Raw genomic sequence first — 20,834 nt, 5'->3', positions numbered from 1 at the left:
ATTCGCGAACGCGCCGCAGTTGGCCGCTGCATAGCGACAACTGCCGTCGAAGCATGCTCCGACGACCGACTGCAATCAGCTGCCTATAACGGTCATCGCTTGATGCGCGTGTGATGGCTGCTCATGGCCGAACTGAGTCAGACGATCTGACGCTGTCTGTTTGGTCTAGTCCAGCCTTATACACGTGAATTGTCGAGTGATGAACTTCGATACAAGCTTCCGCATGTTCTGTTCCGAATACAGCAACAGGATCCAACTTGCAGCGCTCGCAGATGAACTTTCCGTGCAGACGCCGAAACTGTGCTTTCTTGGCTTTTGCGAGACCGGTGGACCGCTCTCGCCTGAGATGCGATACAAGTTTTCGATCGCCTTACGTCTTATTGAATAACGTCATCCACCATTTCTTGCACTTCGAACATAAGCCTCGAATAACCGCTCTGCCCGGTAAGGTGCTTCGCGAAACACGCCTGCCGCTGCTCCTCGGCCACCCGCCCTGCGCGACAGTCGACAAAACCCGAGATCGTCACCACCTTCCAGAGGATATAAACCCGCTGCCCCAGTCCGACAAAGACAGCCAACGTATTCGGCCCCTCCGGCACCCCATCCTGGCTTTCCCCGAGCAGCAACGCCTTCACCACAGCATCCGCCGGCTTCCGTTTCACCGGCAACTCAGCGAACCGAAACGCAGCAGCGTCATCACTGAACACATCGGTATAGAACGTCTCGTTATCGAAGATAACGGCAACATCGTCCGTCGGCTTAAGCCCCGTATCCGCCGTCTTCACCCAAGCCTTCAAAAACGGCACCGTTGTAACAAGAAGACTCACCTTCCCGTCATCAGATTTGAGGAACAGCCCATCAGGCCCGGGCATCATCCCGTCATCGGCGATAACGCTCTGAACGTTACTCCCGACCTTCCCGGAAAACCCCCTCGCCTTGACCGCCCCGACAAGCTTTACCAGCTTCGCATTCAACTCGGCGGTGTATTTCTTGTCCAGATCCGCCCGATCTTCCATCCGAGCGGTATTAACTGCCTCGGCAGCCTTCTTCCGATCCGCGAGATAGGAATCAGTCGGCGACGTAACGACTTTCGCCCCGACCACAGCGACCAAAGCGAGAAGCACAACCGCCCCCACCCCGGCTTTCAGTTTGGAAATGCTTTTCATTCTCCAATGCCCCCCGAAACCGTGTCGAAATGCAAAAACGGCTGCCGTGACCCCACGGCAGCCGTTCCTCAGAAACGCCTCATTCTAAAACGCAACGCAGACTTTACTCATCCACCTTAAAAGCCGACACCAGCTTGGTCAATTCCGCCGCCTGCTGCTTCAAACTCGCCGCTGCCGCCGCGCTTTCCTCGACCAAAGCCGCATTCTGCTGCGTCATCTGATCCAGCGACTGCACCGCATCCCCGATCTGATCGATCCCGGCACTCTGCTCCAGACTAGCCTCGGCAATCTCGCTCATCATCGCGCTCACACCCTGCACCTGCGAAACGACGTCGCTCATCACCCTCCCCGCCTCGCTGACCAGCCGCGACCCGGTATTCACCGTCCCCGCGCTATGCTCGATCAGCGCCTTGATCTCCTTCGCCGCCTGCGCACTCCGCTGCGCCAGATTCCGCACCTCCGAAGCCACCACCGCAAACCCGCGCCCCTGCTCCCCGGCCCGCGCCGCCTCCACCGCAGCATTCAACGCCAGAATATTCGTCTGAAACGAAATACTGTCGATCATCACGATGATTTCGGAAATCCGCTGTGACGCGTCGCTGATCTCCTCCATCGTGCTCACAACCTCTCCCACCACCTGCCCGCCGCGCGCCGCCGTATCCGACGCACCATTAATCATCTTCGCGGCCGTCGTCGCCGTCTCGGTGTTGTTGCGCACCACAGCCGTGATCTCTTCCATCGACGAAGCCGTCCGCTCCAGGTTGCTCGACTGCCCTTCGGTACGTTCGCTCAGATCCGCGTTCCCCGAAGCAATCTGCGCCGAGCCAGTCGCGATCGACGCGGAAGCCGCGCGAATCCTGTGAACGAGCGTCGACAGCGACGACACGAACCGGTTGAACGCATCCGACAACTGCCCGATCTCGTCCTCGCTCTCGACCGTCATGCGGCGCGTCAGGTCGCCCTGGCCGCTGGCGATCTGCGACAGCAGCGTCGCCGCGCGCCGGATCGGCGCGGCAATCGCGCGCCCGACCAGCCAGATCACGATCAGCGCGACACCGAGGCCAACCACCGCCGCGACCAGCGCCGCGCTGCGGATCGCGCGCGTCACGGGCCCGAGCAGCTCCGCCTCCGGCACCTCGACGACGACATACGCATTCAGCTCCGGAATGAACGACGTCGCGATGAACCGCGCGCCGCCGTCGCCGTTGTAGCTCAGGTACGCATACGGCTTGCCGGCCAGCAGCGTCGACGACGCATCGCCCGGCAGCCCCGGCTGGTCCTTCAGGAAATGCTTGCCGTCGATCAGCGCGGTATCCCGATGCATCATGATCGCGCCGTCGGGACGCACGAGAAAGGCGAACCCGGTCTCGCCGATCCGGTAAGCGGCGATGCCCTTCGCGAGCGCATCGACGGACAGGCTCATGCAGGCCGCGCCGATCGGCACGCCGTCGAGTTCCACGCGGCTGTTGATGAACATCATGTAGCCGCCGAGCGTGACCTCGCGATCCATGTTCACGTCGAACGCCTTGCCGGAGGACAGGAAGCCGGTCAGCCACTGATCCTTGTCGGTCACCTTCCGCTGCAGGCCGGCTTCGTTGTAGTAGTTGCCGCTCTTCACCGACACCCACTGCACGGACGCCGCCTTCTGCTCGTCCTTCACGTTCTTCGCGAGCTGGATCCAATTGCGCGTGCCGGCGTCGGGTTCGCCGTCGGCTTCCCATTGCAGCAGGAACGCATCGCGCGCGAGAATGCGCGACGCGGCGATCGGGCCGGCCATCTGCCGCTGCACGTCGGCGCGAATGCCGTTCACGGCGGTCGGCAACTCTTCGCGGACGACGCGATCGCGCACCGCGTTGCCGATCAGACGGATGCTCAGGCCGCTCGAAATCGCGACGAACACGAGCAGGCAACTCGTCATGCTGAGAATCAGCTTGTTCTGTATGGAAAGCTTGCGCCAGAGATGCATGGGGAACCCTCGATAACCGCTCGGTCTGAGCCAGCTTGGGTTATCGGCATGCGGGCGCGGAAGCACATCGCTGATTTCAGATACCAATCATGCGAGATTCGTTATGTTGTTGACAGGCGGGCATATGCGGGCGCCCATACCGGCGGGATCGGTGCAAATCAGTATGCGACGAAGATCGTGACACGCCGGTTTCGCGCGCGCGCGGCGGCATCGTCGCCTGCCACGAGCGGCTGCGTATCGGCCCGGCCGATCGCCGCGAGCCGATGCGGCGCGACGCCGCGCTCGGTCAGGTAACGCACGACACTCCCCGCGCGCGCCGACGAAAGCTCCCAGTTCGATTCGTACTTCGCATTCGCGATCGGCACGCTGTCGGTGTGCCCTTCGACGAGAATGTCGCCGGTCACGTGCGCGCTCAGCGCCTGTGCGATCTGGTTCAGCACGGGGGCCGAGTCGGGCAGCAAGCGCGCATCGCCGACATTGAACAGGATCTTCGCGTCGATGCCGATCTCAACGCCATGCGGCGCTTTGACGAGCGAGATTCGTCCGTTCGCCTTCAACGAATCGAGCAACGCGACCCACGGCGGCATGCGATCGGACGCGACGGCAGTCGCGCCTGAAGCGCCAACTGCGTGTCGCGAGAGCGTCTGGTAGCGCGCGTCGAGCGCGTTGTATTTCGCGAGCTGCAGCACGTACAGCGCGAGAAACAGCACCATCAGCGTCGTGATGAGATCCGCGTACGAGATCAGCCAGCGGCCCGACTGCGCGCCTTCGGCTTCGTCGTCGTCGCGATCGGCAGCGGATGCGCCGTCAGTTCGAGCGGTCATGCAGAGAACCCGGGGGCGTCGTAAGGCAAAGGCAAAGGCGCACACGCATCACGCAAGCGACTCCGCCGCGCGCCCGCGCACGTCGCCGGTCAGGCGCGTTTCGATCGTATGCGGCGACTCCTTGCGCGAAATCGCGAGCAATCCGTCGAGATACAGCTTGCGGAACCGCAGCTCGCTGTCGATCTGCGCGCGCAGCTTGCCGTACAGCGGCAGGAACACGAGGTTCGCGAACGCCAGCCCGTACAGTGTCGCGATGAACGCGACCGCGATGCCCGGCCCGAGCTGCGCCGGTTCGAGAATGTGGCTCGTCACCTGCACGAGCCCGAGCACCGAGCCGAGAATGCCGAACGTCGGCGCATAACCGCCGGCCTGCTGCCACACGCGCGCGGCGGCCAGGCGGCTGCGCTCGTAGGCATCGAGTTCGCGCTGCAGGGCGTCCTCGAGCACGGCGGTCGACACGCCGTTCGCGAGCAGTTCGAGCCCGCGTCGCGCGAACGGATGGATACCGCTCACGTCCATCGATTCGAACACGAGCAGCCCGTCGAGCTTCGCGCGGTCGCCCCATTCGAGCAGGTCGGACAGGTTCTTGCGATCGACCTCGCGCGCCCGCACGAACGCGAGCCGCAACTGCTTCACCGCGTCGAAGAAGCGCGCCGAGGTGTTCTGGATCATCACCGCGCCGAGCGTGCCGCCGAGCACGATGACGAGCGCCTCGAACTGGAACAGCATCGTGAAATGCCCGCCTTCGAGCGCGAAACCGAACACGATCGCCGCGCCGCCGAGCACCACGCCGGCCAGGGTCAACAGATCCATACGCCGCCTCCTCGTGTCACGCATCCGTTGCCGACGGGACTGACGCAGCGCCCGTTACGGGCGCCTTGGCCGCACGAACGGCATCCAGCACGCGCCGCTCGATGTCCTCGATCTCGACCGGATCGAGCTTGAGCTCGCGGCGCATCACCCACGACACCTCGTTGCGCCGCGCCTCGGTCATCACGGAAAACAGCTTGTCGGCCACCGCGCGATCGTCGAGGTTCGCGATCAGCTTCGCGAGATCGTACGTATCGAATGCGCTGATGACGTCGAACAGCGTGCGCTGGTCGACCCACACGAGATCCGCCAGCGCCTGCACGTCGCCGCCGCGGCGCGCGTTGCGCCGCGAGAAGTACGCGACGCCCTTTTGCTCGACGTAACTGAGCACCTTCGATTTGCGGAACGCGAACACTTCCTCGGCAATCTCGCCGTGCGACAGCTTGTTGAGCAGCAGCGTCTTCTCGACGCCGATCAACGATTCGAGATCGGCCAGCTCGATCAGCTCGAGTTCGCTGTTGATCGACAGGTCGAGATCGTGATCGGCAACCTGTTGCGCGCGATCGATCACGCGCGCGGCGTCGAACGTCACGACCTGGCGCGCATCCGACGAAGCCGCGTAGTCGCTCGCACTACCCGCAAGGTCGGCCTGCGCGGCTTCGATCGTGACGAGGTTGAGCTTCTCCATGCGTCGCAGCATCGCGAGCACGTGCGGCCGCGAATGGCCGGCAATCGCGCGGCATTTGCGGATCACTTCCGCGAGCGGCACCGACACCTCCGATGCATGCGCCTGCATCGGCCGGCGCGCCCACGCGTCGCCGGCGTCGCGCGCATCGGCGCCGGCCATCAGCGCGAGCACGTGCGCATACGACAGCACGCCCGGCATGAAGTCGGCATGCGTGTAGGTCGCGAGCTGGTCGTCCTTGCGCTTCACGCGCCGAATCATCGTTCGCACGATATGGCGCAGCAACGCCGACACGCGCTCGATTTCCTCGTCGAGCATGCCGGCCGGCACGACCGTGAGCTGACAGAATGAAAGCGCCTTCGCGGTATGCGCGCGCGGCTCGGCGGCGAGCAACGCCGATTCGCCGAAGAACTCGCCGCGGCCGAGCGTCGCGACGATCACGCGCTTGTCCTCGCATCGCGTGGACAGCTCGACCTTGCCGTCGGTAATCAGAAAGATGACGGGCTCCCCCGCGAAACCCTCGGAGTAAATGATTTCTCCGGGCGCCGCCGTACGCGTCCACGATTGCTGACGATTCAAGTCGATTCCCCTGCTGCGCTGAATGTTGCGGACTGCGCGCCGCATGTCGAAAGCATGCGGTCACGAGTCATCCCCGTGACCCGTTTACGTCATCGGGCTCAACATCCTTTAGGGCATTCGCACTCGTTTCGAACCGAAATCAAGGTGAAACGTTTGCGGGTCACGCGGCCGCATCGAAAGTTCGTTTCGATGCATGCGCATGTAGTGAAATTGAAAGCACGCGTCAAAACTCCATGTCGAGTTCGTCGATGTCTTCGTGCTCGGCTTTCGCCGCGTCGATCCACTCGGCGACGAACGGATGCGCGAGCACGCGCATGCAGTATTCGGCGATATCCGGTTCGAGCTTCACGTCGTAGGTGAGAAAACGCGTGACGACCGGCGCATACATCGCGTCGGCGATGCCGATCTCCGCACCGAACAGCCAGGGGCCGCCGTATTGCGCGAGGCACTCGCGCCAGATCGTCACGATCCGCTCGATGTCGTGCTGCGCGCGCGACCAGATCCTGAAGCCGGGGAAATGCGCGCGCAGGTTCATCGGCAACGCGGAGCGCAACGCGCTGAAGCCGGAATGCATCTCGCCGCAGATCGACCGGCAATGCGCGCGCGCGTGCCTGTCCCTGGGCAACAATCCCGCGTCGGGCCGGATCTCGTTCAGGTATTCGGCGATCGCGAGCGTATCCCACACGCGGTTGCCGTCATGCGTGAGGCACGGCACGAGAATCGACGGCGACAGCAACAGCAATTCGGCGCGTGACGCGGCGTCGATCGGCACGCTCACGGCCTCGAACGCGAGCCCGCTCAGTTTCGCGAGCAGCCAGCCGCGCATCGACCACGACGAGTAATTGCGGCTGCTGATGGTCAGCGTCGTCTGTCCGGTGGATTCCATGTCGCTCCCCTGCTGGATGCCGTTCGTGCCCCTGCACCGAAATCGGACGCCGCGTCGCGTCATCCGCACCACGCTCGTGCGGCGCATTCGCCGGAATGGCGCAGCGCTGCACGATGTCGCGGCACGAACCACACGCGAGACCGGCTTCGCAACGCATCGCGTCGGGCTGCCGGTCGTCGCGTGCCGCCTGCGCCGCCGCGTTCCCGAACCGCGTGCAACGCGCGTGCCAGCCGCATGCTGGCACACGGCTTGCCTCGTTCAATGCAACGCGGCGCAATGAGCGACGGTCATGAACCTGCTTGCCTATCCGTTTTACCAATGGTCTGCGGAATGCCTTCGCCCGGCGCGCGCATGGGCCGCGACCGCACGCGCGACGATGTCGCTCTGGCCGCCGTCCACCGCCACGCCAACCGGCCGCATGCTCGACGCGCTGTGCGAACTGCTCGAATGCTGTGCGTTCTCGCATCGGCGCCCGCCGTTCGGCATCGCGTCGATCGTCGTCGAAGGGGAAACGGTGCCGATCGTCGAGGAAGCCGCGGCGGCGACGCCGTTCGCCACGCTGCTGCATTTCCGCAAGGCGCGGCCGGTCGCGCGCCAGCCGCGCGTGCTGATCGTCGCGCCGATGTCCGGGCATTTCGCGACGCTGTTGCGCGGCACGGTGCACACGATGCTCGCCGACCACGACGTGTACATCACCGACTGGCACAACCCGCGCGACATCCCGCTGACGGCCGGCCGCTTCGGTTTCGACGAATACGTGACGCACGTGATCGATTTCATTCGCCACATCGGCCCGGACGCGCACGTGCTCGCGATCTGTCAGCCGACGGTCGCCGCGCTCGCGGCGGTCGCGCTGATGGCGGCCGGCGGCGATCCCGCGCAACCCGCGAGCCTGACGCTGATGGCCGGCCCGATCGACTGCCGCGTGAACCCGACGAAGGTCAACGCGCTCGCGACGAGCCAGCCGATCGAATGGTTCGCGAAAAACCTGATCAGCGTCGTGCCGGCAGGTTTCGTCGGCGCGCAGCGGTGCGTATATCCGGGGTTCGTGCAGGTCGGCGCGTTCATGTCGATGAACCCCGACCGGCATGCGGCGTCGTTCGCCGACCTGTATTACGAGCGCGCGAAAGGCGACCCCGCGAAAGCCGACACGTTGCGGCACTTCTACGACGAATACTTCGCGACGGCCGACCTCACCGCGGAGTTCTATCTGGAGACGGTCGAGAAGGTTTTCCAGCAATACGCGCTCGCGCGCGGCGAGCTGACGGTCGGCGACAGGCTCGTCGAACCGGCTGCGATCCACCGCACCGCGCTGCTGACGATCGAAGGTGAGAAGGACGATATCTGCGCGGTCGGCCAGACGGTCGCCGCGCAGGAACTGTGTTCGGGGTTGCCGCCGTATCTGAAGACCCACCACGTGCAGACGGGCGCGGGCCATTACGGCGTGTTCAACGGCAGCCGCTGGGAAACGCAGATCTATCCGATCGTGCGCGCGACGATCCACGACAACGAGCCGTACGACCGCACCGTGGATGCGCAAGGCAACGCGAACGGCACGCACTATGTGACGCTGCGCGCGCTGCTCGATGCACGCGCAACCGGGCACGACGCGGCGGCCACGACGCCGCCATCGCATCACGCCCACTGAGCCCGCGCTGCGACGCAAGCGCCGGCGTTGCAAATGAATCGCCCCGCCATGATGGCGGGGCGAGATTGACGACAGATGGCCTTCAGGCGGCGAGCGCGCGATTGAACCCGCGCGCCCGGCCCGGCATTACGAGCAGGCCTTGCCGTGCGACGCGTGGTAGCCCTTCGCCTTCGCGTCGGCTTCCGACATGTAGCTGCCGTGCTTGGTCTTGCCGTAGTACTTGTCGGTCGAGCAGTGATAGACCTTCGTGCTGTCGTTCGCCCACACCTTGCCCGGGCCGCCGCCCGGCGCCGCAGCGGCGGTCGTCGCCGGTGCGCTCTTCGCGGGCGCGGCGCCCGACGCGGCGGCAGCGGAAGCCGCCGTCGCCGGCGCCATCGCGGCCGGCGCGCTGGCTGCCGCCGCCGACGACGCGCCGTACCAGGTCTTCACGCCCTTATGGCCCGCACATGCGCCCTTCTTCGATGCGCCCGAGTAGAACGAACCGTCCTTGCACAGACCGGTCGTGCCGGCCGGCGCGCTGGCCGGAACCTGCGCGAATGCACCGATCGACAGTCCCATGCCGGCGACCAGCGCGGCGATCAACATCGTCTTTTTCATCTTCCTCTCCTGATTGGCCTGAATGGCGAAAGCGTCCCGGGCCTACGCCGGGAATGTCGCGTTGATTAGTGCACCCAGCGGCACACGCGGTGGTGGTGGTGATCGAAGTGGCACACGCGGTGCGAGTGAGCTTCGGCAAGCGTCGGCGCAAGAACGGCGCAGGCGACGGCCGCGGCGGTCAGGATCTTGGCGATGCGGGTCATGACATTCTCCTGGGTAGGACAACCGGTGATCCGGCTGGTACCTCCTTAACGCCGGCCGCCGACGTGCCGTGCACCGCGCTTGCCCGCAATTGACGATCTTTGACAGCGCGTAACAATCCGTCACGCGAAGCTGACAAAACACCCTTTCAGGCTTTCGAATCTTTCACTTCTGAAACCCTTCGGAATTCGAATGAACCGGCCAGGAATGGAAACCGGTCGTTGTTACCGGCGCCGGCAGAAGCCATCACACACGACCAAAGAAAAACCGCCCGAAGGCGGTCTGTCGCAAGCATGCGCGCGAGGCGCGCCGGGACGTCGGGCAGCTACGCCCCCGCGTCGCCCCACGGCGTCGGCATGGGCACCGCGCACGGCCCTTCGACATCGATCGACTTGAAATCGGCCGGCCCGACGATCTCCAGGTACTCCATGTCCGGCGAGTAGTCGAACAGGTAGTGGACGATCCCCGGCGCCTGATGCACGCAATCGCCGGCGGACACCAGCGTTTCCTGCTCGCCGTACATGAAGCGCGCCCAGCCCTTCAGCATGATGACGATATGGAAGTCGGCCTCGTGACGGTGCCAGCCGGTGCCCGCGGCCGGTGCATGATTCGCCCTGACGAGCTGCGCGACGACCTTGCCGTTGGTCGCGGCGGCGATGCCGAGATCGCGGTACAGGAAGAAGTCACGCAGGCCTTCGCCTTGATAGGCGGTGTCCTGCGGCTTCACGTGGGAAAAACGGGTGGTGGTCGGCGTGCTCATCGCGATGTTCCCTCATCGAAAGGATCACGCGTGACAAGCATTTAGCGTTCCAGTTTGCAGCGGCGCGCCGCAGCCTCCGTCGTTTATCGCTTGCGCCGCTTGCCGGTCAGCAGCGTCTGCGCGATCACCGCGAGCAGCAGGAACGCGCCGCTCGCGAGATTCTGATAGTACGGGCTCAGCGTTCCGACCTGGTTGATCACGTTCTCGATCACGCCAAGCAACAGCACGCCCGCGAGCGGGCCGAACAAGGTGCCGACGCCGCCGGTCAGCAGCACGCCGCCGATCACGGCCGCCGCGATCGACTGCAACTCGTAGCTGTTGCCCGCGCCCGGCAGCCCCGAATCGAGCCGCGATGCGAGCAGCGCGCCGGCCAGCCCGGCCAACGCGCCGCTCAATCCGTACGTGACGATCTTGAGCCCTTCGACGTTCACGCCGAGCATGCGCGCGGCCTCCTCGTTGCCGCCGATCGCGAACACGCCCGCGCCGTAGCGCGTGTGATTCAGCACGAACGCGGCGACGAGATACGCGACGACGACGATCCACACGAGATTGCCGACGCCGAACAGCGAACCGTTCGCGATCGTCGCGAAGAAACCGGGGTTGGCGATCAGCATGTCCTGGCTCGCGAGCACGAGCGACAGCCCTTTCAACCCGAGCAGCGCGGCCAGCGTGACTATGAAAGGCGCCATCCGCGCACGCGCGATCAACCAGCCATTCGCGAGCCCGACGACCAGCCCCGCGCACACGGGCGCGGCCAGCGCGGCGCCCCATCCGTAAGGCGCCGCATACGCGGCGATCACGGTGCCGAGCCCGACCAGCGAGCCAACCGACAGGTCGAACCCGCCGAGGATGATCACGAAGCTCTGCCCGATCGTGATCAGCGCGACGAATGCCGCGGCCGCGACGATATCGAGCAGGTTCGGCGCGCTCAGGAAATGCGGGAACACGCGGCCGGCGATCAGGCAGACGAGCACGAGGATCGCGATCGCGCCGCGCGCCTGCACGAGGCGGACGAACTGCGCGCGGCGGGCGCGGCTCGCGTCGGGCGCGGTGTGCGTGGAAATCGGCGTGCTCGACATGTCAGGCTCCCGAGCGCTGCAGGTACAGCGCGCCGAGAATGAACGCGGCCTTCAGGATCTGCGCATAGGTGTAGCTGATGTTGTTCATGATGAAGCTGGCATCGAGCAGTTGCAGCAGCAGCACGCCGAACACGGTGCCGACGATCGACACGCGCCCGCCGGACAGCGGCGTGCCGCCGATCACCGACGCGGCGATCGCGTCGAGTTCGAAGTTCACGCCCACGTAGTTCGGATCGCCCGCGCCGAGCCGCGCGGTCGCGAACAGGCCGGCGAGCCCGGCCAGCGCGCCGCTCGCCGCATAGACCGCGAGCAGCGTGCGCCGCACCGGCACGCCCGCGAGATGCGCGGCATCGCGGCTCGCGCCGACGAGGATCGTATAGCGCCCGAAGGTCGTATTGCGCACGACGAAGAACACGATCGCCGCACATACCAGCGCGATCAGCATCACGACCGGCAGCCCCGCGAGCGTGCCGATGCCGATGAAATCGAACGCGTCGGATGGCGGCAGGCTCACGCGCGAGCCGCCGAGCAGCGCTTGCGCGAGCCCGCGCGCGGCGACGAGCAGCGCAAGCCCGGAGATCAGCGGATCGATGCCGAGCCGCGCGACGAGCCCGCCGTTGAAGAGGCCGACCGCCAGCCCGATCGCGATCGCCGCGGCAAACGCAGCGCCCGTTCCATGCGGCAGACACACGGCGATCATCGCGCTCGACAGCGCCATCACCGAGCCGACCGACAGGTCGATCCCGCGCGTCGCGATCGCGAGGTTCTGCCCGAGCGCGATCAGCACGATCGGCGCGGCCTGGAACAGCAGGCTGCGCGCGGCGAGCGGATTCGAGAAACCCGGTGTGACGACCAGGTTGAACACGGCGAGCGCGATGAACGCGAGATACACGCTGTGGTCGCGCGCCTGCGCGAAAAGCGAGCGGCGCGACGTGCGGCGCGCATCGTCGGGTCCGCTCATCAGGTTGGCTAGATTCACGCTTTCCTCATCCTCGTGTCGATGTCCGGCGCGCTACGCCTGGTTCGCGAGCAGCGCGGTCACGTCGTCGGGGCTCGCGCCGCGCGTCGCCAGCTCGCCGCTCGTCGCGCCTTCATGCAGGATCACGAGCCGGTCGGCCAGCTCGAGCAGTTCTTCCATCTCCGACGACGTCGCGACCACCGCGAGCCCCGCGTCGGCGAGCCGTTTGACGAGATCGTGCACTTCCGCCTTCGCGCCGACGTCGATGCCGCGCGTCGGATCGTCGAGCAGCAGCACCGACGGCTCGGTGGACAGGCAGCGCGCGATCAGCGCCTTCTGCTGGTTGCCGCCGGACAGCGTCGAGATCGGCGCGCCAGCGTGCGACGTCTTGATGCCCAGCTCGCGGATGTAGCGCTCGACGAGCGCCTCCTGCTTGCGCACGGAAATGAAGCCGAACCGCGCGATGCGCGGCAGCACGCAGACGACGATGTTCTCGCGCACCGACAGCTTCGAGAAAATGCCTTCCGAGCGGCGGTCTTCGGACAGGAACGCGAGCCCTGCGCGAATCGCTTTCGCCGGGTCCGCACCGTCGAGCGCGCGGCCGCCGACGCGCACCGCGCCGCCGTCCGGCTGCTGCGCGCCGAACACGGCCTTGAACGTTTCGGTGCGGCCCGCGCCGAGCAGGCCCGCGAGCCCGACGATTTCCTTCGGCGCGACGCGGAACGACACGTCGCGCAAGCGCGTGCCCCAGCGCAAACCGTCGACGGCGAGCGCCGGCGTCTGCGTCGTATCGGCAGCGGCGGCCTCCGCCTGTTCGCGCGGGCCGTGCGCGCCGACCTCGCGGCCGAGCATCGCCGATATCAGCGCCATGCGCGGCAGCCGGTCGGGCGTATCGCTGCGCACCACCGCGCCGTCGCGCAGCACCGTGAGCCGGTCGCACATCCGGTAGCACTCGGACAGCCGGTGGCTCACCAGCACGATCGCGATGCCCGCCGCGCGCAACTGGCCGACGACGCCGAACAGCACTTCCACTTCCGCGCCGCTCAACGCGGACGTCGGCTCGTCGAGGATCAGCACGCGCGCACCGAGCGACACGCCGCGCGCGATCGACACCATCTGCTGCTGGCCGAGCCCGAGCGCGCCGACCTTGTCCGCCGGATCGACCGAAAGCCCATAGCGCTCGACGATCTCGCGCGTGCGCGCCAGCATCTCGCGCCGGTCGATCCACGGGCCGAAACGGCGCGGCTCGTGACCGAGGAAGATGTTCTCGGCCACGCTGCGTTCGGGGATCAGGTTGATTTCCTGGTAGACCGCGCAAATGCCCGCGCGCTGCGCGGCACGCGGGCTGTCGAACGACACGGGCGCGCCGTCGACGCGGATCTCGCCCGAATCGGGCTGGTGAAAGCCGGTGAGGATCTTGATCAGCGTCGACTTGCCGGCGCCGTTCTCGCCCATCAGCCCGTGCACCTCGCCCGCGCGCAGCGTCAGCGACACGCCGGCGAGCGCGCGCACGACGCCGAACGTCTTGCCGACGCCGCGCGTGTCGAGCACGACCGGCTTGCTGTCGGCACCATCCGCGCCATCGGTCGCTGCGGGTCCGGCGGGAAACCTTGCGTCCATCGCGCGCCTCGCGTTCGCGTTTTCGCGGTTGCCGGTCAGGTCAGTAGACGAGGTTCGCTTCGAGCGAATGCTTCGCGTTGGCCTTGTCGTACAGCGCGTCGTCCATGATCTGCTTCTGCGCGACCGGCTTGCCGGCGAACCACGCTTCGAGCGACTTGAACGCGAGCGGGCCGAAGCGCGGATTCGTCTCGACGCTGGCAGCCGCCGACCCGTTCGCGATCGCGGTGACGAAGTCCTTGGTGCCGTCGATCGACACGACCGTCACGCCGCGCTGCTTGCCGGCCTGCCGCAATGCAGTCATCGCACCGAGCGCCATCGTGTCGGCCTGCGCGTAGACGGCATTCACGTCGGGATGCGCGAGCAGCACCTGCTCCATCACCTTCTGCGCTTCGGTGGCCGACCAGTTCGCCGTTTGCGATGCGACGATCTTCATGTTCGGGAATTTCTTCAGGCCGTCGGCGAAGCCGTCGGTGCGCTGGCTCTCGACGGTGTTGCCGTAGCCGCCCTGGATCTCGGCGATCGTCGCGCGGCCGCCCGTCGCATCGGCGAGCGCCTGCGCGGCGCGTTGCCCTTGCCGGAAGAAGTCGGAACCGAGGAACGTGATGAAATCCTGGCACGGCGTGCCGGCCGTCTGCCGGTCGATCGTCACGACCGGAATGCCCTTCGCGCGCGCCTGAGCAAGCGCGGGCTGCAGGCCGGTCGAATCGTTCGGCGCGACGATCAGCGCCTGCGCGCCCTGGTTGATCATGCTTTCGATATCGGCGACCTGCTTTGCCTGGTTCGCGTTCGCATTCGTATACAGCAGCCGCTTGACGCCGGCCGCCTTCGCCGCCGCGCGCACCGACGCGGTTTCGGTCGCGCGGAACGGGTTCTGCTCGTTCTCCGACTGCGAGAAGCCGACCACGAGATCGGTCAGCTTCACACTGCCCGGCTTCGGATTCGTGCAGGTCTGCGCGGAGCTGGACCCGACCTTCTGCGCGTTGTCCTGCGCATGCGCGATCGCGACGCAGCCCAGCGTCACCCCCATCGTCACCACGATACGTTGCAGCTTTCCACGGCTCGGCATCATCGTCTCCACATGTTGTGTTCGGCCCGCACTCGCGTGACGCACGTTCGGCGTCGGCCTCACGAACTAATATTATTACTCGATATTATCACCTGCCCGACTCGGGATAATCCCGTACCGCCGAACCCGTCAGGCGGGGCCCGGCGTCCAGCGCAACGTCGCCTGCAGCGACTCGCCCGGCGCGAGCACGCAGCCGCCGACGAGCGACGCGGGTTCTTTCGCATTGAAGCTGTCCGTCGTGTTGGTGACGGGCTCGACGCACAGCAGGTCGGCGCCGGCGGGCGCGAACACGACGAGCTGGTCGAACGGCTGCTCGGCTTGCAGCACGACCTGCCGCCCGCGCTCCGGCCAGATCACCGCGGCCTCGCGCGCCCAGCCGACGAAATTGTTGTCGAGATCGAACGCATCGACCGGCATGCCGTTGCGTAGCGCGTCGACGGCTGGATGAGCGCCGACGCGAATCGGCAGCACGTCCGCATCGGCGTGCCACATTGCGTCGACGCGCGCCCTCACGACGGTGTGCGGCGTTCTCACGTAATACGGGTGATGGCCCATGCCGAACGGCATCGGCGACGCGCCGAGGTTGCGCGCAAAGAGTGTGATCGACAGCGCATTGCCGTCGAGCCGGATCGCCTGGCGCGCCTCGTAGTGGAACGGCCAGTCGCCCGTGCGGCCAGGGTCGGGGCGATGCTCGAAATGCAGGTCGAGCTGCGTCTCGCCGAGCCGTTCGACCTGCCACGGGCGCCGCCAGCCGTGGCCGTGCAGCGCGTGACGATGCGCATCGTCCGGGCCGGACAAGTCGATCGTGCGACCGTCGAAGTCGAACTTCGCGTCGCGGATGCGGTTGCAGTACGGAAACAGCGGGAAGCTCGCCATGCCGAGCGGATCGCCGCTCGCGAGCGCCGCGCCGGTGGCCGGCCGGAACCAGTGCAGCGGGCCGTCGGGCGCAACTTCGTAGTACGCGGCGATCGATCCGCCGGCCAGCGGCGCGACGCACACGCGGGTCGCGCCACTGGCGAGTTCGATCAGGTCGGCGTTGCGGGGGGTTCCCATCGGCATCGATCATCCCGGGACGAAGCTGACGATCCCGCCGGCCATCCGTGCAGCGCCCGGCCGCGGGCATGTGCGGCAAAGCATGGCACGACGCGGCGCGCGTGGTCAATAATATTTGTTGATATTATTATCCGAGACATCGGCACCATGACGGAGCCCGCGTAATGCTTGATTGCCGGCCCGATTGGCCGATGTTACCGTCGGGTCAGATTGATCCGACCCGCTGTTTATTGCCCACTTTATTTGTTCATCCTGCCGAGGCCGGACCGCGCTCCCTACCGTGAAACGCTCTACTCAACGTCGCCCCACGATGACCGACATCGCCAAGCTTGCCGGCGTGTCGCAATCCACCGTCTCCCTCGTGCTGAACAACGCGGCGGGCACGAAATTCTCGGACGCCACGCGCGAAAAGGTGCTGAAGGTCGCGCACGAGCTCGGCTACCGTTTCCTGCCGCGCGAAGTGACGATGACGCACGGCGGCGAGCGCGACCTGATCGTCTATCTCGCCGACGAAATCTCGACGAGCCCGCACCCGGTCGTCAACATCGACGGCGCGCGCGACGCGGCCTACGCGAACGGCAAGATCCTCGCGGTGTACTCGACGCACGGCAACGTCGACATCGAGCGCCAGGTGCTCGACTCGGTGCTCGCGATGCCGAACCTGCTCGGCGTGGTCTATGCGACCGTCTATACGCGCAAGGTCACGCTGCCGTCCGAGCTGCTGCGCGTGCCGGCCGTGCTGCTCAACTGCTATACGGCCGAAAGCGGGCTGTCGTCGATCGTGCCGGCCGAAGTCGCGGGCGGGCATGCGGCCACCGAATATCTGCTGCGCGCGGGCCACCGGCGCATCGGCTACATCAACGGCGAACCGTGGCAGGACGCCGCGAAGGACCGCCTGAAGGGTTATCGCACCGCGCTCGCAACGGCCGACATCCCGTTCGCGCCGGAACTCGTGCGCGACGGCGACTGGGGCTCCGACACCGGCTTCGAGCAGACGCTGTCGCTGCTGCGCGAGCCGCACCCGCCCACCGCGATCTTCTGCGCGAACGACCTGATGGCGCTCGGCGCGATCGAGGCCGTCAAGCATCTCGGGCTGCGCGTGCCCGACGACATCTCGGTGCTCGGCTACGACGACCAGGAAATCGCGCGACACACGCACCCGCCGCTGTCGACGATCGTGCTGCCGAACTACGAGCTCGGCCGCTGGGCGGTCGAGATCCTGCTGCAGGAGGAGCAGAACCGCGCGGTCGGGATGCCGGTGCGCCGGCGCGCGATCAAGCTCGACGGGCCGCTGGTCGAGCGCGGATCGGTGCGGACGGTCGAGACGACGGCCGCGCAATCGGCGAGCGCCTGAATACGTAGCAGCCGAGGCCCCCTCCTTCCTGAACACCGAGCGGCACGTTCGCCGCTCGCGCGATTTTCCATGCGGACGCCGCGCCGCTTGCCATCCCATCCCTGCCATCGATCGCCCCGCATCGCCTGCCCGCGTATTCTTCAGGGTAAACACCATCGCTAAATTATTAGTAATAATTTCAAAGCATTTCTATACTTGCCTCGGCGTCGGGCAGAACCCCGAGCCGCGACACGGCAGCACGACGAGACGGTGACCGGAAGCGAATGCGCGCGTACCCGCCGCGCTGCCCGCTCCGCGACCGTCCGCACATCACACACGCCTACCGTTCCGCGACGCATCCCGTCCGGACACACGCTTCATCCGCATCGAGTCACCAGTCGTCCGCTTCTCCCCATTCATCCGGAGTCCAGAATGACTATCACGTCTCGTCTCAAGCCCGCCGCGCTGGCGGTCGTCGTGCTGCTCGCGTCATGCGGCGGCGATGATTCTTCCGCGCCGTCGGCTTCCGCGCTCGCCGCGCGCGCGTCCGTCGGCGCCGCATCGAGCGACAGCGCCGCCGCCAATGCCGCCGCTTCCACCGACATCATGAACATCGCGCACGGCGGCCCGTCTCATTTCCCGAACCAGCCCGTCACGCTCGGCTTGCCCGGGCCGACGCCCGCGCTGCGCATCTCCGCGCGCGGCGTCCCGCCCTACGCGCCGCCGGCGCCGCCCGTGGCCACCGACACGCAAACGCTGACGCTCGCCGATTTCGACACCTACGGCCCGGCATGGACGAGCGGCGGCGGGAACACGATCCGGATCGACGGCACGAGCACGGACGGCGCGAAGCTCGTCACGAACGCGCAGCATCCGGCGTACGGTCACGCGTCCTATGAAGCGGACGTCACCATCGGCGCGCCCGCGCCGGGCGCGACCACCGCGAACGCGGGTTTCATCGTGCACGTGACGAATCCGACCGTCGGCACCGACGCGCTAACCGGCTACTACATCGGGCTCGACGCGGTGCGGCACGTGGTGCAGGTCGGCCGCGAACAGAACAACTGGACGGACTTCATCGACTACCCGGCGCCCGCGGTCGTCGCGGGCAGCACGCATCACCTGAAGGCGGTCACGCGCAACAACGCGATCGACGTGTATCTCGACGGCGCGCAGGTGATCAGCATCAACGACGCGACGAGCGGCCTGACGACCGCGCTGCGCGCGGGTGCGTTCGGCCTGCGCCGCTTCGGCGCGAGCGTCGCGTTCGCGAACGTGACCGTGAGCCGCTACCCGGACGTCGCGCCGAAAACGTGGGACTTCTCGCGCGTGGTCGGCGCCGTGTACAACCCGTGGAATGCCGTCAACGCGATCGATTTCTGGGAGAACTACGATCCGGCGACCGTCGACCGCGAGCTCGACTACGCGCAGACGTACGGCATGAACACGATCACCGTGTACCTGCATTATCTGAACTGGGTCAACGATCGCGACGCGTTCCTCGCGAAGTTCGACAGCCTGCTCGACATCGCCGCGCGCCACGGCCTCAAGGTCGCGCCGATCTTCTACGACGATTGCTGGCACGTCGATCCGGCCTACGGCCCGCAGGCCGCGCCGATCTTCGGCGTGCACAACAGCCGCTGGGTGCAGTCGCCCGGGCAGTCGGTCGAGCAGCAGTACCTGCAGCCGATCGCAGCGGGCGCTTCAACCACGTACAAGCAGGACCTGCAGCGCTACATCGCCGATTTCGTGTCCGCGCACCGCAACGACCCGCGCATCCTGTACTGGGAACCGATGAACGAGCCCGGTTGCAGCGGCAACGGCGCACTGCAGCCGACGCGCGCGCTGATGATGAACGACGCGCGCATCGCGATCCTGAATGCCGGCGCGACGCAGCCGATCAATTCGCCGAACGTGCAGGAACCCGAAGGCGACTACTTCTCGGACTTCCATGCGTTCCATCCGTACGCGATCAACGCGACGACGCCCGACTACTCGCTGCCGCCGAGCCTGCTCGACAGCCTGAACTCCGAAACCCTGCAGCGCGGCTGGCCGGGCGGCCAGGCGGGACAGACGATGGCCGGCATCGCGAGCACCTACGGCGGCAAGACGGGCTTCCTCGTGTGGGAACTGATGATCGGCCGCACGAACACGCGCTTCCACTGGGGGCAGACGGCATCCGCTCCGGCGACCGTCGAACCGGCGACGCCGTTCCAGGGCACGCTCTACCCCGACGGCCATCCGTGGAGCACGGCCGAGGTTCAGGCGCTCGCGAGCGCATTCAGCTCGCGGCTGCGCGTGTTCAATGCGACGTACTACAACGACACGACGTTCACGACGCCGGTGTTCTCGTCGATCACGCCGCTGGTCGACTTCGACCTGAACACCGAGCGCGGCACCGACTCGCCCGATGCGTCGAAGGGGATGAATACGACGAACTATGCGATCCGCTGGACCGGCGCGCTCGATATTCCGAAGGCCGACAACTACACGTTCAGTGTGACGAGCGACAACGTCGCGCGCGTGTGGATCGACGGCCGCAAGGTGATCGACAAGGCGCAGCCGGGGCTCGCGACCGCGAAGGGCCGCATCCACCTGTCGCAGAAGCGCGGCGTGCCGATCCGCGTCGAGTACGTGCATGCGAGCGGGCCGGCCAGCATGCATCTGCAATGGTCGAGCCCGAGTGCGAGCCGCGAGAATCTCGTGCGGCTCGCGCAGCGGCCGTTGACGGACGCGCTCGCGCAACAATAAGCGTGCTTCAAAACGCGCGGCCCCCGCGACGCCGTTGCAGCGTCACGGGGGCCGCGCCATACCGCCGGCTTACTTCAACCGCCCCGACAGGAACTGACCGAGCCGCTCGCTCTTCGGATTCACGAGAATCTCCTGCGGATCGCCTTCCTCCTCGATCTTGCCCTGATGCAGGAAGATCACGTGGTTCGACACGTTGCGCGCGAAGCCCATCTCGTGCGTGACGACGACCATCGTGCGCCCTTCTTCGGCGAGCTTCTGCATCACCTTCAGCACTTCGCCGACGAGCTCCGGATCGAGCGCCGACGTCGGCTCGTCGAACAGCATCACTTCAGGCTCCATCGCGAGCGCGCGCGCGATCGCGACACGCTGCTGCTGGCCGCCGGAAAGATGCGACGGATACATGCCCTCGACGCGCGGCGCGAGACCGACCTTCTCCAGATACTTGCGCGCCCGCGCGATCGCTTCTTCCTTGCCGATCCCGAGCACGGCCATCGGCGCCTCGATCACGTTCTCGAGCACCGTCATGTGCGCCCACAGGTTGAAGTGCTGGAACACCATCGACAGCTTCGTGCGCATCCGCTGAAGCTGCTTCTGGTCGGCGACGCGCAGCGAACCATTGCGGTCGCGCGTGGTCTGGATCGGCTCGCTGCCGATCGTGATCTGCCCCGAGCACGGCTGCTCGAGGAAGTTGATGCAGCGCAGGAACGTGCTCTTGCCGGAGCCGCTCGAGCCGATGATGCTGATCACGTCGCCGGCCTTCGCCTTCATCGACACGCCCTTCAACACCTCGTTGTCGCCGAACTTCTTGTGCAGGTTGTCAACGGTGAGCTTGTACATGCTTGGTCCTTCCTT

At 66.3% G+C, this 20,834-nt stretch carries 18 protein-coding genes; 3 read left to right on the top strand and 15 right to left on the bottom strand.

Annotated features, from left to right (window positions below; genetic code table 11):
• Positions 1–377: 377 nt before the first annotated feature.
• From BBJ41_RS31530 to BBJ41_RS31505, 6 genes are all read right to left on the bottom strand, one after another.
• Positions 378–1,166 carry a hypothetical protein gene (locus BBJ41_RS31530; RefSeq protein WP_069750063.1) on the bottom strand — a complete coding sequence of 263 codons (789 nt, stop codon included), beginning with the start codon at positions 1,164–1,166 and terminating at the stop codon, positions 378–380.
• Between the two features lie 103 nt (positions 1,167–1,269).
• Positions 1,270–3,132, bottom strand: coding sequence for a methyl-accepting chemotaxis protein (locus BBJ41_RS31525; RefSeq protein ID WP_069750062.1), 1,863 nt, complete (start codon positions 3,130–3,132; stop codon positions 1,270–1,272).
• A gap of 158 nt (positions 3,133–3,290) precedes the next feature.
• Positions 3,291–3,956: an OmpA/MotB family protein gene (locus BBJ41_RS31520; RefSeq protein ID WP_069750061.1), complete on the bottom strand. Its 666-nt coding sequence runs from the start codon at positions 3,954–3,956 to the stop codon at positions 3,291–3,293.
• A 48-nt stretch (positions 3,957–4,004) separates the two neighbouring features.
• Positions 4,005–4,769 (bottom strand): flagellar motor protein, encoded by a 765-nt coding sequence (locus tag BBJ41_RS31515; RefSeq protein ID WP_069750060.1) that lies wholly within the window; start codon positions 4,767–4,769, stop codon positions 4,005–4,007.
• A gap of 16 nt (positions 4,770–4,785) precedes the next feature.
• Positions 4,786–6,030, bottom strand: a complete 1,245-nt coding sequence (locus tag BBJ41_RS31510; RefSeq protein ID WP_069750466.1) for a Crp/Fnr family transcriptional regulator — start codon at positions 6,028–6,030, stop codon at positions 4,786–4,788.
• Between the two features lie 223 nt (positions 6,031–6,253).
• Complete coding sequence (locus BBJ41_RS31505) at positions 6,254–6,916, bottom strand: glutathione S-transferase family protein (RefSeq protein ID WP_069750059.1); 663 nt, start codon at positions 6,914–6,916, stop codon at positions 6,254–6,256.
• Positions 6,917–7,205: 289 nt separating this feature from the next.
• On the opposite strand from BBJ41_RS31505, the gene BBJ41_RS31495 reads away from it, so the two are divergent.
• The gene (locus BBJ41_RS31495) at positions 7,206–8,564 is read left to right on the top strand and encodes a polyhydroxyalkanoate depolymerase (RefSeq protein ID WP_069750057.1); all 1,359 of its coding nucleotides are present in this window, start codon (positions 7,206–7,208) and stop codon (positions 8,562–8,564) included.
• Between the two features lie 126 nt (positions 8,565–8,690).
• Here BBJ41_RS31495 and BBJ41_RS31490 read toward each other — a convergent pair whose 3' ends face one another.
• From BBJ41_RS31490 to BBJ41_RS31460, 8 genes are all read right to left on the bottom strand, one after another.
• Entirely contained in the window at positions 8,691–9,161 is a 471-nt protein-coding gene (locus tag BBJ41_RS31490) for a DUF3761 domain-containing protein (protein WP_069750056.1), read from the bottom strand.
• A 65-nt stretch (positions 9,162–9,226) separates the two neighbouring features.
• Positions 9,227–9,364, bottom strand: coding sequence for an HHHH-motif protein (locus BBJ41_RS41320; RefSeq protein ID WP_163012998.1), 138 nt, complete (start codon positions 9,362–9,364; stop codon positions 9,227–9,229).
• A 323-nt stretch (positions 9,365–9,687) separates the two neighbouring features.
• The gene (locus BBJ41_RS31485) at positions 9,688–10,122 is read right to left on the bottom strand and encodes a cupin domain-containing protein (protein WP_069750055.1); all 435 of its coding nucleotides are present in this window, start codon (positions 10,120–10,122) and stop codon (positions 9,688–9,690) included.
• Between the two features lie 83 nt (positions 10,123–10,205).
• Positions 10,206–11,201 (bottom strand): ABC transporter permease, encoded by a 996-nt coding sequence (locus BBJ41_RS31480; protein ID WP_069750054.1) that lies wholly within the window; start codon positions 11,199–11,201, stop codon positions 10,206–10,208.
• Position 11,202: 1 nt separating this feature from the next.
• Positions 11,203–12,180 carry an ABC transporter permease gene (locus BBJ41_RS31475; RefSeq protein ID WP_083282031.1) on the bottom strand — a complete coding sequence of 326 codons (978 nt, stop codon included), beginning with the start codon at positions 12,178–12,180 and terminating at the stop codon, positions 11,203–11,205.
• Between the two features lie 33 nt (positions 12,181–12,213).
• Positions 12,214–13,779, bottom strand: coding sequence for a sugar ABC transporter ATP-binding protein (locus BBJ41_RS31470; RefSeq protein WP_083282030.1), 1,566 nt, complete (start codon positions 13,777–13,779; stop codon positions 12,214–12,216).
• A 40-nt stretch (positions 13,780–13,819) separates the two neighbouring features.
• On the bottom strand, positions 13,820–14,848 hold the full coding sequence (locus BBJ41_RS31465) for an ABC transporter substrate-binding protein (RefSeq protein ID WP_083282072.1): 1,029 nt from the start codon (positions 14,846–14,848) through the stop codon (positions 13,820–13,822).
• 126 nt (positions 14,849–14,974) lie between these two features.
• Entirely contained in the window at positions 14,975–15,904 is a 930-nt protein-coding gene (locus BBJ41_RS31460) for an aldose 1-epimerase (RefSeq protein WP_069750052.1), read from the bottom strand.
• A 304-nt stretch (positions 15,905–16,208) separates the two neighbouring features.
• On the opposite strand from BBJ41_RS31460, the gene BBJ41_RS31455 reads away from it, so the two are divergent.
• Positions 16,209–17,252, top strand: a complete 1,044-nt coding sequence (locus BBJ41_RS31455) for a LacI family DNA-binding transcriptional regulator (RefSeq protein WP_069750051.1) — start codon at positions 16,209–16,211, stop codon at positions 17,250–17,252.
• Positions 17,253–17,663: 411 nt separating this feature from the next.
• Positions 17,664–19,982 (top strand): PA14 domain-containing protein, encoded by a 2,319-nt coding sequence (locus BBJ41_RS31450; protein ID WP_069750050.1) that lies wholly within the window; start codon positions 17,664–17,666, stop codon positions 19,980–19,982.
• 69 nt (positions 19,983–20,051) lie between these two features.
• On the opposite strand, the gene BBJ41_RS31445 is transcribed toward BBJ41_RS31450, so the two are convergent.
• Complete coding sequence (locus BBJ41_RS31445; RefSeq protein WP_069750049.1) at positions 20,052–20,819, bottom strand: ABC transporter ATP-binding protein; 768 nt, start codon at positions 20,817–20,819, stop codon at positions 20,052–20,054.
• Positions 20,820–20,834: the final 15 nt, after the last annotated feature.

This window comes from Burkholderia stabilis (assembly GCF_001742165.1).
GTDB classification, from domain to species: Bacteria; Pseudomonadota; Gammaproteobacteria; order Burkholderiales; family Burkholderiaceae; genus Burkholderia; species Burkholderia stabilis.
The sequence above is the reverse complement of the archived record's forward strand: the minus strand, read 5'-3'. Positions and strand labels throughout refer to the sequence as shown.

Excerpts from the sequence above, each read along its gene's own strand:
- BBJ41_RS31530 (WP_069750063.1), bottom strand. The coding sequence starts at position 1,166 with ATGAAAAGCATTTCCAAACTGAAAGCCGGGGTGGGGGCGGTTGTGCTT.
- BBJ41_RS31480 (WP_069750054.1), bottom strand. The coding sequence starts at position 11,201 with ATGTCGAGCACGCCGATTTCCACGCACACCGCGCCCGACGCGAGCCGC.
- BBJ41_RS41320 (WP_163012998.1), bottom strand. The coding sequence starts at position 9,364 with ATGACCCGCATCGCCAAGATCCTGACCGCCGCGGCCGTCGCCTGCGCC.
- BBJ41_RS31505 (WP_069750059.1), bottom strand. The coding sequence starts at position 6,916 with ATGGAATCCACCGGACAGACGACGCTGACCATCAGCAGCCGCAATTAC.
- BBJ41_RS31525 (WP_069750062.1), bottom strand. The coding sequence starts at position 3,132 with ATGCATCTCTGGCGCAAGCTTTCCATACAGAACAAGCTGATTCTCAGC.
- BBJ41_RS31465 (WP_083282072.1), bottom strand. The coding sequence starts at position 14,848 with ATGATGCCGAGCCGTGGAAAGCTGCAACGTATCGTGGTGACGATGGGG.
- BBJ41_RS31490 (WP_069750056.1), bottom strand. The coding sequence starts at position 9,161 with ATGAAAAAGACGATGTTGATCGCCGCGCTGGTCGCCGGCATGGGACTG.
- BBJ41_RS31445 (WP_069750049.1), bottom strand. The coding sequence starts at position 20,819 with ATGTACAAGCTCACCGTTGACAACCTGCACAAGAAGTTCGGCGACAAC.
- BBJ41_RS31455 (WP_069750051.1), top strand. The coding sequence starts at position 16,209 with ATGACCGACATCGCCAAGCTTGCCGGCGTGTCGCAATCCACCGTCTCC.
- BBJ41_RS31520 (WP_069750061.1), bottom strand. The coding sequence starts at position 3,956 with ATGACCGCTCGAACTGACGGCGCATCCGCTGCCGATCGCGACGACGAC.
- BBJ41_RS31495 (WP_069750057.1), top strand. The coding sequence starts at position 7,206 with ATGAACCTGCTTGCCTATCCGTTTTACCAATGGTCTGCGGAATGCCTT.
- BBJ41_RS31470 (WP_083282030.1), bottom strand. The coding sequence starts at position 13,779 with ATGGACGCAAGGTTTCCCGCCGGACCCGCAGCGACCGATGGCGCGGAT.
- BBJ41_RS31485 (WP_069750055.1), bottom strand. The coding sequence starts at position 10,122 with ATGAGCACGCCGACCACCACCCGTTTTTCCCACGTGAAGCCGCAGGAC.
- BBJ41_RS31515 (WP_069750060.1), bottom strand. The coding sequence starts at position 4,769 with ATGGATCTGTTGACCCTGGCCGGCGTGGTGCTCGGCGGCGCGGCGATC.
- BBJ41_RS31450 (WP_069750050.1), top strand. The coding sequence starts at position 17,664 with ATGACTATCACGTCTCGTCTCAAGCCCGCCGCGCTGGCGGTCGTCGTG.
- BBJ41_RS31460 (WP_069750052.1), bottom strand. The coding sequence starts at position 15,904 with ATGCCGATGGGAACCCCCCGCAACGCCGACCTGATCGAACTCGCCAGT.